This is a genomic window from Streptomyces sp. NPDC050856 (genome assembly GCF_040653855.1).
In the GTDB taxonomy this organism is placed as follows: Bacteria; Actinomycetota; Actinomycetes; order Streptomycetales; family Streptomycetaceae; genus Streptomyces.
Window position 1 is genome coordinate 1 of the sequence record NZ_JBFAGV010000034.1, and the last position, 13,684, is coordinate 13,684.

Here is a 13,684-nt window from a genome sequence, read left to right on the forward strand (position 1 = left end):
AGAGCGCCTGCATGGCATGCAGGAGGTCAGGAGTTCAATTCTCCTTAGCTCCACAGAATGTGGGAAGCGGGCCATCCGGATCGGATGGCCCGCTTTTCCGCGTCCGGATCAACTCCGGCCGCTGCCCAGCGCCTTGCGGCCGGCGCTCGGCAGGGCGGGACGCTCCTGCGGGGCCTTCTCCAGCCGCAGGGCGAGTTCGGGGCAGCGCCGTATCGCCAGCTGCGCGCGGTCGCGCAGGTGCACCGGCACCGACGCGTCCGCCAGCACCGGGTAGCCGTCCCGGCCCATCCGGATCAGCTCCGGCACGATGTCCGCGCACAGGCCGTGGCCCTTGCACAGGGTCCAGTCCACGGCCAGCTTCTCACCGGTGGGGATGGACTCCTCGGCGTCCTGGTAGCCGGGCTCCGGCAGGGGCAGCACCCCGATGGTGGGCCGCCCGCAGCCGCCGTGCAGGACGTGCGCGGCGAGGTCGTCGGTGAACGCCGAGAGCGTGGAGCTGAAGAACCGGGCCGACCCGTCCGGGTGCTTGCACACCCCGCGGCCCTTCACCGCCTGGGTGACCTCCCGCAGCGCCTCCAGCGCCGCCGGCCCGCCCCCGTTCAGCACGTCCGACAGCCCTCCCGCGGCCGCCGGGAGGCCCAGCCGGCACGGGCCGCACTGGCCGGCCGTCTCGGCCGCCAGCCAGTTCGCCACCCGCTGGGCCTCACCGAGCGGGCAGGTGTCCGGCCCGATCGGCAGGATCGCGCCCGCCCCCAGGGACCCGCCGACGGCCGCCAGGGACTCGCGCGACACCACGGCGTTGTGCACGGCCACCTGGTCGATCCAGTTGCCGTGGTAGCCGCCGGTCAGCACGCCCTGCGGCAGCGGCGGCGCACCGGCCAGCTGAAGCACGTACCGCAGCGGGACCCCGGTCGGGACCTCCACCACCATCGGACGCGCCACCGCGCCGGAGATCGTCAGCATGACCGTGCCCGGCTCGCTCTCCAGCCCGGTGTGGGCGTAACGGCCCGACCCGATCCGGGCCGCCACGGCGAGCTGGGCGAACGTCTCGGCGTTGGACAGCAGCGTCGGGGCGCCGCCCACGCCCGACTCGGCGGCCCGCTCCCGGCGGCCCGGCGGCAGCGCGGGGCCGCCGCCCGCCGCGCGGATCACGGCGGACGCCTCGCCGGAGACCATGCGTTCCGGGGTGCGCACCACCCGTGCGCGCAGTTGCTGGCCGCGCCGGTCGGACAGGCCCCGCTCGGCGAGCGCGGCCCGGATGGAGATCTCCGTGGAGTTGCGGGTGACCGCGACGATCAGGGTGCGGGCGCCCAGTGCCTCGGCGGCCAGCAGGGCGCCGTCCAGGATGAGGTGCGGGGCGCGGTTGAGCAGGACGGTGTCCTTGCGGCAGGCCGGCTCGCCCTCGCTGCCGTTGATGACGACGACCGGCCGCACCCCGCGCCGTATCGCCGCGTTCGCCACCGCCCGCAGCTTCCTGGCGAACGGGAACCCGGCGCCGCCCCGACCGCGCAGCGCGATCTCGTCGGCGAGCTGGGAGAGCCGCTCGCCGCCCACGGGTTCGAGCGGGCCGTGCACCTTGAGGTGCATCGGCAGGTCGAGGCGCTCCATCAGGTCGAACCCCTGCGTGAGCTGGGGGAGGCCGACGACACGGACTTCGGGGACGTCGGGGAGCGGGGCGTTCACGGGCGGTCTCCTGCGGGTGCGGTCCATGGCTCGCCGGCCGGCGGCTGCTGGAACGGGCCGGGGGCGGGCTCAGTGGGGTGGTACGGGGGAGGGGACGGGCTGTACGAGGGCGGGGCGGGGGACGGTGCGGGCGGGGGCGGGGAAGGGGTGGGCCAGAACCCGGGGCGGGCGGGCGCCGGGTCGTCGGAGAAGACGGGCAGCTCCTCCGTCATGGGAATACGTTCGGCGAGCGGAATCCGCTCAGTGGAGTCGCCGGCGTTTCCCGCGTTGCCCAGGGAGACGGCCCGGTAGGCGGCGGAGATGCCGGCGCCCGGGGAGCCGGGCGGCCTTCCCCCGGCGCCGCCGGCGCGGCCCGCGCCCGCCGCGGCGGGCGGCGGGACGAACGGGTCGTACGCCGGTGGCACGGGCGCCGACAGCGTGCGGGTCCCCTGCTCGGGGGACCCGCCGAGGGGACGGCCCGGCGCGTCCGGCCGTACGCGCGGCTCCCGCCGCAGCTCGCCCTCGTGAACCGGGGCGCCGGGAACCTGCGCCGCGCCCGGCAGGGGCGCCACCGACAGGTCGCGGCGGGAGCCCCCGGGCGCGGCCGGACGGGCCGCGCCGGGGCCGATCAGCGCCAGCAGGCGCTCGGCCAGCCGGCGCTGGAGCGGCCTGGGCAGCAGCCGCACGGAGACCGCGGCGGCGACTCCGGCCAGTGACAGGCAGTACAGGAAGACCACCCAGGTGGCGGCCGGGCGGCCCGCGTACAGGCCGTGGATCAGCGCCGAGCACCAGGCCGGATAGGCCAGCATGTGCAGTGGGCGCCAGCGGGCCGCGATGCTGCCGCGCCCGGCCAGGGCGCTGCGCAGGGTGCCGGTGGACGCGGCGACCACCATCAGCAGGCCCGCCAGCGAGCCGAAGCCGATCAGCCCGGCCGCACCGGTGACGCCGAGACCGAAGGGGACGAGGGCCCCGACGAGAGCCACATGGCCGAGGGAGACCTTGACCGTGCCGTGCAGCAGGAGGAAGCCGAGGGAGGCCACGGCGGTCGTCCGGTGGACGGCCTGGGCGAGCAGACGGTGACGGGCGGAGAGCAGCAGCCGGTCCGTGGCGAGCAGGCCCCAGGCGACGGACGCGGTCAGCGACACGAGCGACAGGACACCCGTGGTGTAGTCCAGGACGGCCCGGAAGCCGTCGCTCCCGCCGATGGCGAGAAGGGGTATGAGCACCAGCGCGGCCACGAACGACCCGACCTGTACCGGCCGGCTCGTACCGGCCTTGAGCGCGGGAGACGAGCGGATCTTGCGATGAGGGTTCATGGGGGCGACTCCGAATGGTGCGGATGAGCGGGTCCCGTTGCCGCATGCTAGGTCGCCGCATACCAACCGGTCCGAAGTTTGCTCGTTTAGCGAGATGCGCCACGGCAACTGATTCCGGGGTTGCCCTGGATAGGGGCGATTCGCGAGGTGACGCGTGTGGAACCGCACGCTCCGGACGGCCCTCCGGCCGCCCCCGTCAGGCGCGCCGTGCCCGCCGGTCCTCGGTGCGGCCGTAAGGGGCCCTGCGGTACCCTGACGCCATGCGTGCCGTACGCCTTCTGCTTAGCGAGCCGCGCTGATCAGTCCCGACGGATGCGAGATCCGGTCGGAATCGGCGCGGCGTCCCCTCCTGTGCGAGGGGATTTTTCATTTGGTGAATCGCCGGCAGAGACGATCGATGGAGCTTTAAGGATCATGAGCGAGATGACTTCTGCTGCCGAGGCAGCAGCCCCCCATCGTTACACGGCGGCCATGGCCGCCGACATCGAGGCACGCTGGCAGGACTTCTGGGACGCCGAGGGGACCTACGAGGCGCCCAACCCGAGCGGTGAGCTGGCCGGCGACCCGGCTGTCGTCTCGCGGCCGAAGAAGTTCATCATGGACATGTTCCCGTACCCCTCGGGGGCCGGACTGCACGTCGGTCACCCCCTGGGCTACATCGCCACCGACGTCTACGCCCGCCACCAGCGCATGTCCGGCCACAACGTGCTGCACACGCTGGGCTTCGACGCCTTCGGCCTGCCGGCCGAGCAGTACGCCGTGCAGACCGGCACCCACCCGCGCGTGTCGACCGAGGCGAACATCGAGAACATGAAGGCCCAGCTGCGCCGGCTGGGTCTGGGCCACGACAAGCGCCGGTCGTTCGCCACCATCGACCCGGACTACTACAAGTGGACCCAGTGGATCTTCCTGCAGATCTTCAACTCCTGGTACGACCAGGAAGCGGGCAGGGCGCGCCCGATCGCCGAACTGGTCGCGCAGTTCGAGAGCGGTGAGCGTTCCGCACCCGGCTCGCGCGCGTGGGGCGAGCTGACCGCCGCCGAGCGCGCCGACGTGCTGAGCCGGTACCGGCTGGCGTACGCGTCGGACGCGCCCGTCAACTGGTGCCCCGGCCTGGGCACCGTCCTGGCCAACGAGGAGGTCACGGCCGACGGCCGCTCCGAGCGCGGCAACTACCCGGTCTTCAAGGCCAAGCTGCGCCAGTGGAACATGCGCATCACCGCCTACGCGGACCGCCTGCTGGACGACCTGGACGCGCTGGACTGGCCCGAGGCCATCAAGCTGCAGCAGCGCAACTGGATCGGCCGCTCCGAGGGCGCCCGCGTCGACTTCGCGGTGGGGGAGGACGCGATCACCGTCTTCACCACCCGCCCCGACACCCTGTTCGGCGCCACCTACATGGTGCTGGCGCCCGAGCACGAGCTGGTCGAGAAGATCGTGCCGGCCGCCTGGCCCGAGGGCACCCACGAGGTCTGGACGGGCGGGCACGCCACCCCGGCCGAGGCCGTCGGCGCGTACCGCAAGCAGGCCGCGGCCAAGTCCGACGTCGAGCGGCAGGCCGAGGCCAAGGACAAGACCGGCGTCTTCACCGGTGCGTACGCCGTGAACCCGGTGAGCGGCGAGCGCGTCCCGGTCTTCATCGCCGACTACGTGCTGATGGGCTACGGCACCGGCGCGATCATGGCCGTCCCGGCGCACGACACCCGTGACTTCGCCTTCGCGCGTGCCTTCGAGCTGCCGATGCGCTGCGTCGTCCAGCCCTCCGACGGGCGTGGCACCGACCCCGCCACCTGGGACGACGCGTTCGACTCGTACGACGCCGAGATCATCGGCTCGGCCAACGACGACGTCTCGCTGAACGGTCTCGGGGTCGCCGACGCCAAGGCCAGGATCACCGACTGGCTGGAGACCCGCGGCATCGGCGAGGGCACGGTCAACTTCCGGCTGCGCGACTGGCTGTTCAGCCGTCAGCGGTACTGGGGCGAGCCCTTCCCGATCGTGTACGACGAGGACGGCGTCGCCCACGCGCTGCCCGAGTCCATGCTGCCGCTGGAACTGCCCGAGGTCGACGACTACTCACCGCGCACCTTCGACCCGGACGACGCCGACACCCAGCCCGAGACGCCGCTGTCGCGCGACGAGGACTGGGTCAATGTGACCCTGGACCTGGGCGACGGGCCCAAGCAGTACCGGCGCGAGACCAACACCATGCCCAACTGGGCCGGTTCGTGCTGGTACGAACTGCGCTACTTGGACCCGCACAACAGCGACAAGCTGGTCGACCCGGAGATCGAGCGGTACTGGATGGGCCCGCGCGAGGACCGGCCGCACGGCGGTGTCGACCTGTACGTGGGCGGCGCCGAGCACGCCGTCCTGCACCTGCTGTACGCCCGGTTCTGGTCCAAGGTGCTGTTCGACCTGGGGCACGTCTCCTCGGCCGAGCCGTTCCACAAGCTGTACAACCAGGGCATGATCCAGGCCTTCGTCTACCGGGACGCGCGCGGCATCGCCGTGCCGGCCGCCGAGGTCGAGGAGCGCGACGGCGCCTTCTGGTACCAGGGCGAGAAGGTCAGCCGCGTCCTGGGCAAGATGGGCAAGTCCCTGAAGAACGCGGTCACTCCGGACGAGATCTGCGCCGAGTACGGGGCGGACACACTGCGCCTCTACGAGATGGCCATGGGCCCGCTGGACGTGTCGCGGCCCTGGGACACGCGCGCGGTGGTGGGCCAGTACCGGCTGCTGCAGCGGCTGTGGCGCAACATCGTGGACGAGGCGACCGGCGAGGTCACCGTCGTCGACACCGAGCCGGACGAGGAGACGCTGCGCGCCCTGCACAAGGCCGTCGACGGCGTCTCGCAGGACATGGCCGCGATGCGTTTCAACACCGCCATCGCCAAGGTCACCGAGCTGAACAACCACCTGACCAAGTCGGCCGGGCCCCTGCCGCGCCCGGTCGCGGAGCGGCTGGTGCTGCTGGTCGCGCCGCTGGCCCCGCACATCGCCGAGGAGCTGTGGCGCAGGCTGGGCCACACCGACTCGGTCGTCCATCAGGACTTCCCGGTCGCCGACCCGGCGTACGTCGTGGACGAGACCGTCACGTGCGTGGTGCAGATCAAGGGCAAGGTGAAGGCGCGGTTGGAGGTCGCGCCGTCCATCACCGACGCCGACCTGGAGGCCCTGGCCCTGGCCGATCCGGCGGTCGTCGCGGCCCTGGGCGGCGCGGGCATCCGCAAGGTGATCGCGCGCGCGCCGAAGCTGGTGAACATCGTCCCGGCGTAACACCTGGGTGTTCTCCCCTAAGGGCAGGTTGGGGGTTCCGATGGAACCCCCGGCCTGCCTGTTCCGTTTACCGTGAAGGAACGACGGGCGAGTACGTCCGGCACCGACATCGAGGGGACCTCATGGCAACCGCGCTCCTGATCCTGGCGCTGCTCTTCGTCGCCTTCGTCGCACTGGGGGTGTACGCCGGCGTGAAGGCCGTCGGGGCGGCGAAGCGCGGCGTCGACCGCACGATCACCCAGGCGCGGCGGACCGTGGAGGACACCACCCTGCGGGCCAAGAGCTACGCCCCGGGCGGGGTGACGGCGGAACTGGCACAGCTCCGGCTGTCGCTGCGCACCTCGATGCGGGCCACCCAGGAGGCACTGGAGGCGGGCGTGACCGAGGACGCCTCCCTGAAGGAGTCGCTGGAGCTGTTCGGGCGGCTGAGCGCGCACGGGCGCGAGCTGGACGAGGAGCTCAGGCGGATGGAGCGGGAGCCGGACCGGGCCAGGGCCGCCGCCCAGCTCGGCGGGCTGCGCGAGCGTACGGAGCGGATCACCCACTCGGCCGACTCCCTGCGCTGGGCGGCCCGGGACCGGGCGAGCCGGTTCGCCGAGGACGAGCTCTCCTCGCTGAGCGCGCAGATCGACATGGAGGCCGGCGCGCTGCGGCACTGGACGGGGCGCGACCAGGACGAACCGGCGTGGCCCGGGTCCGGTACCGAGTCCGGTCGCAGCGCCGGTGACGCGCCCGCTCCCGCGGCCGGGACAGGTTCCGGAGCGAATGGTTCCGGGGTGGCCGGCAGCGGAGGACCGCAGGCGATCACGGGGCGGGACCCGCGACGGGAGACCTTCCACTCGTGGCAGAAGTCGGCCCGTCCGGAGACCACCAGCTGACCTGGAGCGATCAAGGGGCGGGGTGGGCTGCCCTCCGGCGTCGCCTGCGGGTAACCTCCCCGTCATGTCCCGCCATGTCGCGATCGTCACTGATTCCACGGCCTACCTGCCGCCGCAGACGATGGAGCGGCACGGCATCGTCGCGGTCCCGCTGACCGTCGTGCTCGGCGACCAGGCGTTCGAGGAGGGCACCGACATCTCGGCCCGCTCCCTCGCCCTCGCCCTGCAGAAGCGCCGCTCGGTGACCACGTCGAGGCCCAGCCCCGAGACGTTCGCGGCGGCCTACCGGACAGCCGCACAGGACGGTGCGACCGGGATCGTCTCGCTGCACCTGTCGGCCGAGCTCTCCGGCACCTACGACGCCGCGCTGCTCGCCGCCAAGGAAGCCCCGGTTCCGGTGCGGGTGGTGGACACCGGAATGGTCGCGATGGCGCTGGGTTTCTGCGCCGTGGCGGCCGCCGAGGCGGCGGAATCCGCCGGCAGTCCGGACGAGGCGGTAGCCGCGGCCGAGAAGCGGGCGGCCGGGACATCCGCGTACTTCTACGTCGACACCCTGGACTACCTGCGCCGGGGCGGCCGGATCGGCGCCGCCCAGGCGCTTTTCGGCTCGGCGCTCGCCGTGAAGCCCCTGCTGGAACTGGAGGGCGGGCGGATCGAGCTGCGCGAGAAGGTGCGCACGGCGTCGAAGGCCATCGCCCGGCTGGAGGAGATCGTCGCCGAACGGGCCGGCGCCGCCCCGGTGGACGTCGCGGTGCACCACCTCGCGGCGCCGGAGCGGGCCGCCGCACTGGCGGACCGGCTGCGCGAACGGGTGCCGGGCCTCGCCGACCTGCACGTCAGCGAGGTGGGAGCGGTGATCGGGGCGCACACCGGACCAGGGCTGCTGGGAGTGGTGGTCTCGGCGCGCTGAGGCTTCCCGCCGCGCCGGAGGTCACCCTCACGGGGGGCGGAGTTTTCCACAACTCCCGGGTTGTCCACCGGAATCGGTGGTGCTCAGCGGGTTCGGAGAGGTGTGCCTACCGTGCTGTGGCATGACGATCCGAACACGAACCCGAGTGGGGATCCGGCCGGGGACACGGCCGGAAGCGTTATGGGCGGGGCGGCCGGGAACACGGACCCGTTCCGCGGGGCCGACCGGCCCGGTTGCCCCGGCTGTCCGGGGCGCGACGAGCGGCCCGGGGCGGGCCCGGGGTTCCGACGCGCGGGCCCGCGGCCATGTCCGGCGCCGGTCGCGCGGGGCGGCCACAGCACCCGCGCCGGCCCTCCGCCGCCGGGCCGACGCGCTCTTCGCAGGGGCGGGCGGGTATACGACGCATCCGCCGCCGGCTCCCGGGCCCGCCGCCACCGACGCTGCCACGGCCGCCGCCGGTGCTGCCCCCGCCGGTCTCCCGGCGCCGCCGGGGACGCTTGGCACCGTCCCGCCGGGGACCCTCCGCCCGGCCCCGGCCCCGGCCCCGGCCCCGGGCATGGGCACGGCCACGCCGGGAGCGCTTCCCACGGCCGTGCCGGCCGGGGAGCCGGCCGTGCGGGGCGGGGAGGGAGCCGGCCCTGAGGACCGGTGGCGCCCGGCCCGGCCCGCGGCCGGTTCGCCGCCGTCGGCCCGCGCCACGCTGCGCGAGCGACTGCCACTGTGGGTGCGGCTGCGGTGCGGGATCGAGCCACGGGCGCTCGCCGCCCTGGGCGTGGTCCTGGCCCTGGCGGCCGTGCTGGCGGGGCGGTACTTCTGGGCGGGCCGGCCCGAGCCCGTGGCCGCGCCCGCCGTGGTCCGCGAGGCCGCGCCCGAGGTGCCCCGCGGCCCCACCGGCACCGTGCCGGGCCGGGGGGTGCCGTCCGCCGGGCCGCCGCCCGTCGTCGTGGACGTGAGCGGGAAGGTGCGGCGGCCGGGCGTGCTCCGGCTGCCCGCCGGGTCGCGGGTCGCCGACGCCCTGCGGGCGGCGGGCGGTGTCCGGCCGGGCACCGACGTCACCGGACTCAACCGGGCCCGGGTCCTCATGGACGGGGAGCAGGTCGTGGTGGGTGTCCCCGCCCCCGCCGGGCAGCCGCCCGGCCCGGCGGCAGCGACCGGCCAGGGCGTGTCCGGGGCCGGGGCGAGTGGCGGGCCGGTCAGCCTCAGCACCGCCACCGTGGAGCAGTTGGACACGCTGCCCGGTGTCGGCCCCGTGCTCGCCCAGCACATCGTCGACTACCGCACCCGGCACGGTGGCTTCCGGTCGGTCGACGAGCTGCGCGAGGTGAACGGGATCGGTGCCCGCAGGTTCGCGGACCTCAAGTCCCTGGTACGGCCATGACCCGCGCCCGGGTCCACGAGGCCTCCGGGCACCGGCTGGGTGCCGCCAACCCGCGCCAGGAGGGCCCGGCCGACCTGCGGCTGGTGCCGCCGGCCCTGGCCGCGTGGGGCGCGGCGGCGCTCACCATCGGCGCCCCGGGCCCGTGGGCGGTCACGGGCGTGGTGCTCTGCGCGGGGGCCGCGGCGCTGCTCCTGATGTTCGCCGTTGGAGCGAGGGCGAGCGGCGCGGCCGTCGGGAGTGGTACGACAACCGGGAGCGGGAGCGGGAGCGGGAGCGCGGGCGAGGTCGGTGACGGGGGCGGTGGCGGTGGCGGACGGTGGCGGACCACCGCCACCGCGGTCGCCGCGGTGTTGCTGTGCGGCGCGGCCGGGGCCGCGTCGGCCGGGTTCCACGGGGCCGATCCGCGGCGGGGCCCGCTGCCGGGCCTGGCCCGGGAGCACGCCCGGGTCACCGTCGACGTGACGGTCACCTCCGACCCGCGGCTCACCAGGCCGAGGGTGCGGGGCAACCACATGGCGCCGGTCGCCGTCGTCCTGAACGGCCAGGTGACGCGGGTGAGGGCACCGGGCGGCGCGGTCACCGGGGTTCGTACCCCGGTCCTCCTGATCGCACGGCCGGGTGGCGGGCGCGGTGACGGCTGGCTGCGGCTGCTGCCCTCCACCCGGCTGCGGGTGTCCGGCCGGCTGGCACCACCGCTCCGCGAGGGCGACCCGTTCGCCGCGGCCTTCCGCGCCGACGCGGGCGCCCCACGGGTCACCGCGCCGCCGACCGCCCTTCAGCGCCTGGCGGGACAGCTCCGCGCGGGCCTGCGCACCGCGACCGACGGCCTGGCGCCGGACGCCCGCGCCCTGCTGCCCGGGCTCGTCGTCGGAGACACCTCCGGAGTCCCGCCCGACCTCCACGACGCCTTCGAGACCACCGACCTCACCCACCTGCTGGCGGTGTCCGGCAGCAACCTCACCATCGTCCTGCTCCTGCTCATCGGTCCGCCCGGCACCGCGCTGCGGGCCGAACGCGGCGGCCTGGCGCCACGGCTGGGGATCTCGCTGCGGGTGACCGCGCTGCTGGGCGGGGTGCTCACCCTGGCCTTCGTCCTGGTCTGCCGGCCGGATCCGAGCGTGCTGCGGGCCGCCGCCTGCGGCCTGATCACCCTGCTGGCCATCGGCACCGGCCGCCGCAGATCGCTGATCCCCGCGCTGGCCGCCGCCGTGCTGCTGCTGGTGCTGTACGACCCGTGGCTGGCCCGCAGTTACGGATTCCTGCTCTCCGTACTGGCCACCGGCGCCCTGCTGACACTCGCCCCGCGCTGGAGCGCCGGGCTCCGGCGGCGCCGGGTGCCGCCCCGGCTCGCCGAGGCCCTGGCGGCCGCCGGCGCCGCCCAGGCCGTGTGCGCCCCCGTCGTGGCCGTGTTCGCGGCCCGGATCAGCCTGGTGGCGATCCCGTGCAACCTGATGGCCGAGCTGGCGGTGGCCCCGGCCACGGTCCTGGGCTTCGCCGCGCTCGCCACCGCGCCGGTGGCCATACCGGTGGCCCGGGTGCTCGCCGAGTGCGCGGGCTGGCCCGCCGGCTGGATCGCCTCCGTGGCCCGCGCCGGCGCGGCGCTCCCCGGGGCCAGCGCGGACTGGCCGGGAGGCTGGTGGGGCGGGCTGCTGCTGGCCGCCCTGACCGGACTGGTCGTCCTGGTGGCCCGGCGGACGCGGCACCGGGCCTGGACGGCCGCCGTCTGTACCGCGCTGCTGCTGCTCGCGGTGGTGCGGCCACCGCCACTGACCAGACTGGTGACCGGGTGGCCGCCCCCGGACTGGGTGTTCGCCATGTGCGACGTGGGCCAGGGGGACGCGACGGTTCTGGCCGCGGGCGGCGGCACGGCCGTGGTGGTGGACGCGGGGCCCGATCCGGAGCCCGTCGACCGCTGCCTGAGGGACCTGGGGGTCAGCAGGGTGCCACTGGTGGTCCTGACCCACTTCCACGCCGACCATGTCGCGGGGCTGCCCGGTGTGCTGCGCGGCCGGGCCGTCGGGGCGATCCAGACGACGAACCTCCAGGACCCGCCCGGGCAGGCCGCGTTCGTACGGAGGACGGCCGCCGCCGCCGGGGTGCCGGTCATTCGCGCGGCGCCGGGCGAACGGCGCCGGCTCGGACGGCTCGACTGGCGGGTGCTGTGGCCGGGCGCGACGGCGGAGCCCGCTCCGGAGGGCGCCAACGACTCCAGCGTCACCCTCCTGGTCCGCACCGCCGGCGGGGCGACCCTGCTGCTCCTGGGCGACCTCGAACCGCCGGCGCAGCAGGGCCTGGCGCGGGCGTACCCGGACCTGCCGCCGGTGGACGTCCTCAAGGTCGCCCACCACGGTTCCGCACACCAGGACCCGCACCTGCTCAGCAGGGTCCGCCCCCGGCTGGCGCTCGTCTCGGCCGGCCGGGACAACCCTTACGGCCATCCCGCTCCCCGCACCCTCGGCGCCCTGCGGGCCGGGGGAGCGATGGTGCTGCGCACCGACCGGGACGGGGCGATCGCGGTGACGGGCGCGGGGAAGAACCTGGGCGTCACCGCGGCGGCCGGGTCGACGACGGTCAACGAGGCCGCCGCCGGGCGGCTTTCCAGCCGCCGGCGGTACGAGCGGTACCCGCCGTCCGGATCTTTTCCAGGGGTTGAACAATGGCACCCGTGAGCGATGTGAGACATGTGCTGGTGCTGCCGGACCGGGACGCCGCGGAAGAGGCCGCGGAGGAACTGGGTGCGCGTTTCGGCGTCACCGAGGAGCCGCAACTGGTCCGGGACGCGCTGGCCGGCGAGGACGACGCCGAGGACGCCCAGTGGCTGGTGGTCGTCGAGGACCCGGACGGCCGGCTGGCCGCCGCCGAGCTGGACGACTTCGCGGCCGAGTGGGAGGGCTGGCGCGAGGAGCCGTAGGCGGGAGGCGTTGTCGGTGGCCCGTGGGATGCTGGACGCGATGGCCACCAGAAAGAACCCGACCGACGACCCCCTCGCCCCCGTCACGCTCGCCGTGGGCCAGGAGGACCTGCTCCTCGACCGCGCGGTGCAGCAGGTGGTGGCGGCCGCCCGTGCCGCCGACGCCGACACGGATGTCCGCGACCTGGCGCCCGACCAGCTCCAGCCCGGCAGCCTCGCCGAGCTGACGAGTCCCTCGCTGTTCGCCGAGCGCAAGGTGCTGGTCGTACGGAACGCGCAGGACCTCTCCGCCGAGACGGTCAAGGACGTCAAGGCGTACCTCGGCGCGCCCGTCGACGAGATCTCGCTGGTGCTCCTGCACGCCGGCGGCGCCAAGGGCAAGGGACTGCTGGACGCGGCCCGCAAGGCGGGGGCGAGGGAGATCGCCTGCCCGAAGACGACCAAGCCGGCGGAGCGGCTGACGTTCGTCCGCGGTGAGTTCCGCGCGCAGGGCCGGTCGGCCACTCCCGAGGCGTGCCAGGCGCTCGTGGACGCCGTCGGCAGCGACCTGCGCGAGCTCGCCAGCGCCGTCTCGCAGCTGACCGCCGATGTCGAGGGCACGATCGACGAGGCGATCGTCGGCCGGTACTACACGGGCCGCGCGGAGGCGTCCAGCTTCAATGTCGCCGACCGGGCCGTGGAGGGGCGGGCCGCCGAGGCGCTGGAGGCGTTGCGCTGGTCCCTCTCCACCGGGGTGGCCCCCGTTCTGATCACCAGTGCGCTGGCGCAGGGCGTCCGGGCGATCGGCAAGTTGTCGTCGGCCCGGGGCGGCCGGCCCGCCGACCTCGCCCGCGAGCTCGGTATGCCGCCGTGGAAGATCGACCGGGTGCGCCAGCAGATGCGCGGCTGGACCCCCGACGGGGTCGCGGTGGCCCTGCGCGCGGTCGCCGAGGCGGACGCGGGCGTCAAGGGCGGCGGCGACGACCCGGAGTACGCGCTGGAGAAGGCGGTCGTCACCATCGCCCGCGCGGCCCGCTCCGGCCGCTGAGCCGGCTCGCACCCACACGGCAGAGCACCGGAGACGCGCCCCCGCACCGCGTCGCCGGTGCACCCGGCCGCCCCCTGCCCGGAAGCCCACGCCGGCCCGCACCCGAGGCGGCGCACCTGCGCACCGGCGCCGGTGCACCCGAGCGCGCCCCGCACCCGGCGCACCGAGCCCTTCGCAGCGGCGGCGCCACGCCACACACCCGGCACCCAAGCAGCGCGGCCCCGGCCGTTCCCGCACCCGGCCGCCCCCTGCCCGGAAGCCCACGCCGGCCCGCACCCGAGGCGGCGCACCTGCGCACCGGCGCCCGGCCGCCCCGTGCCCAG

Annotated in this window: 9 protein-coding genes; 7 read left to right on the plus strand and 2 right to left on the minus strand. The window is 75.1% G+C overall.

Annotated elements, in window-relative coordinates:
- Window positions 1-108: 108 nt before the first annotated feature.
- Both AB0H53_RS24800 and AB0H53_RS24805 read right to left on the minus strand, forming a co-directional pair.
- The gene (locus AB0H53_RS24800) at window positions 109-1,683 is read right to left on the minus strand and encodes an NADH-ubiquinone oxidoreductase-F iron-sulfur binding region domain-containing protein (RefSeq protein ID WP_362117356.1); all 1,575 of its coding nucleotides are present in this window, start codon (window positions 1,681-1,683) and stop codon (window positions 109-111) included.
- Window positions 1,680-2,978: a hypothetical protein gene (locus tag AB0H53_RS24805; protein ID WP_362117359.1), complete on the minus strand. Its 1,299-nt coding sequence runs from the start codon at window positions 2,976-2,978 to the stop codon at window positions 1,680-1,682. Before AB0H53_RS24805 ends, AB0H53_RS24800 begins: the two co-directional genes overlap by 4 nt.
- A 414-nt stretch (window positions 2,979-3,392) precedes the next feature.
- Here AB0H53_RS24805 and leuS point away from each other — a divergent pair, with 414 nt between their 5' ends.
- The 7 genes from leuS (at window position 3,393) to holA (ending at window position 13,361) form a co-directional block, all read left to right on the plus strand.
- The gene (leuS, locus tag AB0H53_RS24810; RefSeq protein WP_362117362.1) at window positions 3,393-6,257 is read left to right on the plus strand and encodes a leucine--tRNA ligase; all 2,865 of its coding nucleotides are present in this window, start codon (window positions 3,393-3,395) and stop codon (window positions 6,255-6,257) included.
- A 122-nt stretch (window positions 6,258-6,379) separates the two neighbouring features.
- Window positions 6,380-7,135: a hypothetical protein gene (locus tag AB0H53_RS24815; RefSeq protein WP_362117365.1), complete on the plus strand. Its 756-nt coding sequence runs from the start codon at window positions 6,380-6,382 to the stop codon at window positions 7,133-7,135.
- Between the two features lie 64 nt (window positions 7,136-7,199).
- Complete coding sequence (locus AB0H53_RS24820) at window positions 7,200-8,045, plus strand: DegV family protein (RefSeq protein WP_362117368.1); 846 nt, start codon at window positions 7,200-7,202, stop codon at window positions 8,043-8,045.
- A gap of 613 nt (window positions 8,046-8,658) precedes the next feature.
- Complete coding sequence (locus tag AB0H53_RS24825; protein ID WP_362117371.1) at window positions 8,659-9,423, plus strand: ComEA family DNA-binding protein; 765 nt, start codon at window positions 8,659-8,661, stop codon at window positions 9,421-9,423.
- On the plus strand, window positions 9,420-12,092 hold the full coding sequence (locus tag AB0H53_RS24830; RefSeq protein WP_362117374.1) for a ComEC/Rec2 family competence protein: 2,673 nt from the start codon (window positions 9,420-9,422) through the stop codon (window positions 12,090-12,092). Before AB0H53_RS24825 ends, AB0H53_RS24830 begins: the two co-directional genes overlap by 4 nt.
- Window positions 12,089-12,334: a hypothetical protein gene (locus AB0H53_RS24835; RefSeq protein WP_362117377.1), complete on the plus strand. Its 246-nt coding sequence runs from the start codon at window positions 12,089-12,091 to the stop codon at window positions 12,332-12,334. Before AB0H53_RS24830 ends, AB0H53_RS24835 begins: the two co-directional genes overlap by 4 nt.
- 40 nt (window positions 12,335-12,374) lie before the next feature.
- Window positions 12,375-13,361, plus strand: a complete 987-nt coding sequence (holA, locus tag AB0H53_RS24840; protein ID WP_362117380.1) for a DNA polymerase III subunit delta — start codon at window positions 12,375-12,377, stop codon at window positions 13,359-13,361.
- Window positions 13,362-13,684 lie beyond the last annotated feature (323 nt).

Coding starts and splice junctions, on each gene's coding strand:
- AB0H53_RS24805 (WP_362117359.1), bottom strand. CDS start 2,978: ATGAACCCTCATCGCAAGATCCGCTCGTCTCCCGCGCTCAAGGCCGGT.
- leuS (WP_362117362.1), top strand. CDS start 3,393: ATGAGCGAGATGACTTCTGCTGCCGAGGCAGCAGCCCCCCATCGTTAC.
- AB0H53_RS24815 (WP_362117365.1), top strand. CDS start 6,380: ATGGCAACCGCGCTCCTGATCCTGGCGCTGCTCTTCGTCGCCTTCGTC.
- AB0H53_RS24820 (WP_362117368.1), top strand. CDS start 7,200: ATGTCCCGCCATGTCGCGATCGTCACTGATTCCACGGCCTACCTGCCG.
- AB0H53_RS24830 (WP_362117374.1), top strand. CDS start 9,420: ATGACCCGCGCCCGGGTCCACGAGGCCTCCGGGCACCGGCTGGGTGCC.
- holA (WP_362117380.1), top strand. CDS start 12,375: ATGGCCACCAGAAAGAACCCGACCGACGACCCCCTCGCCCCCGTCACG.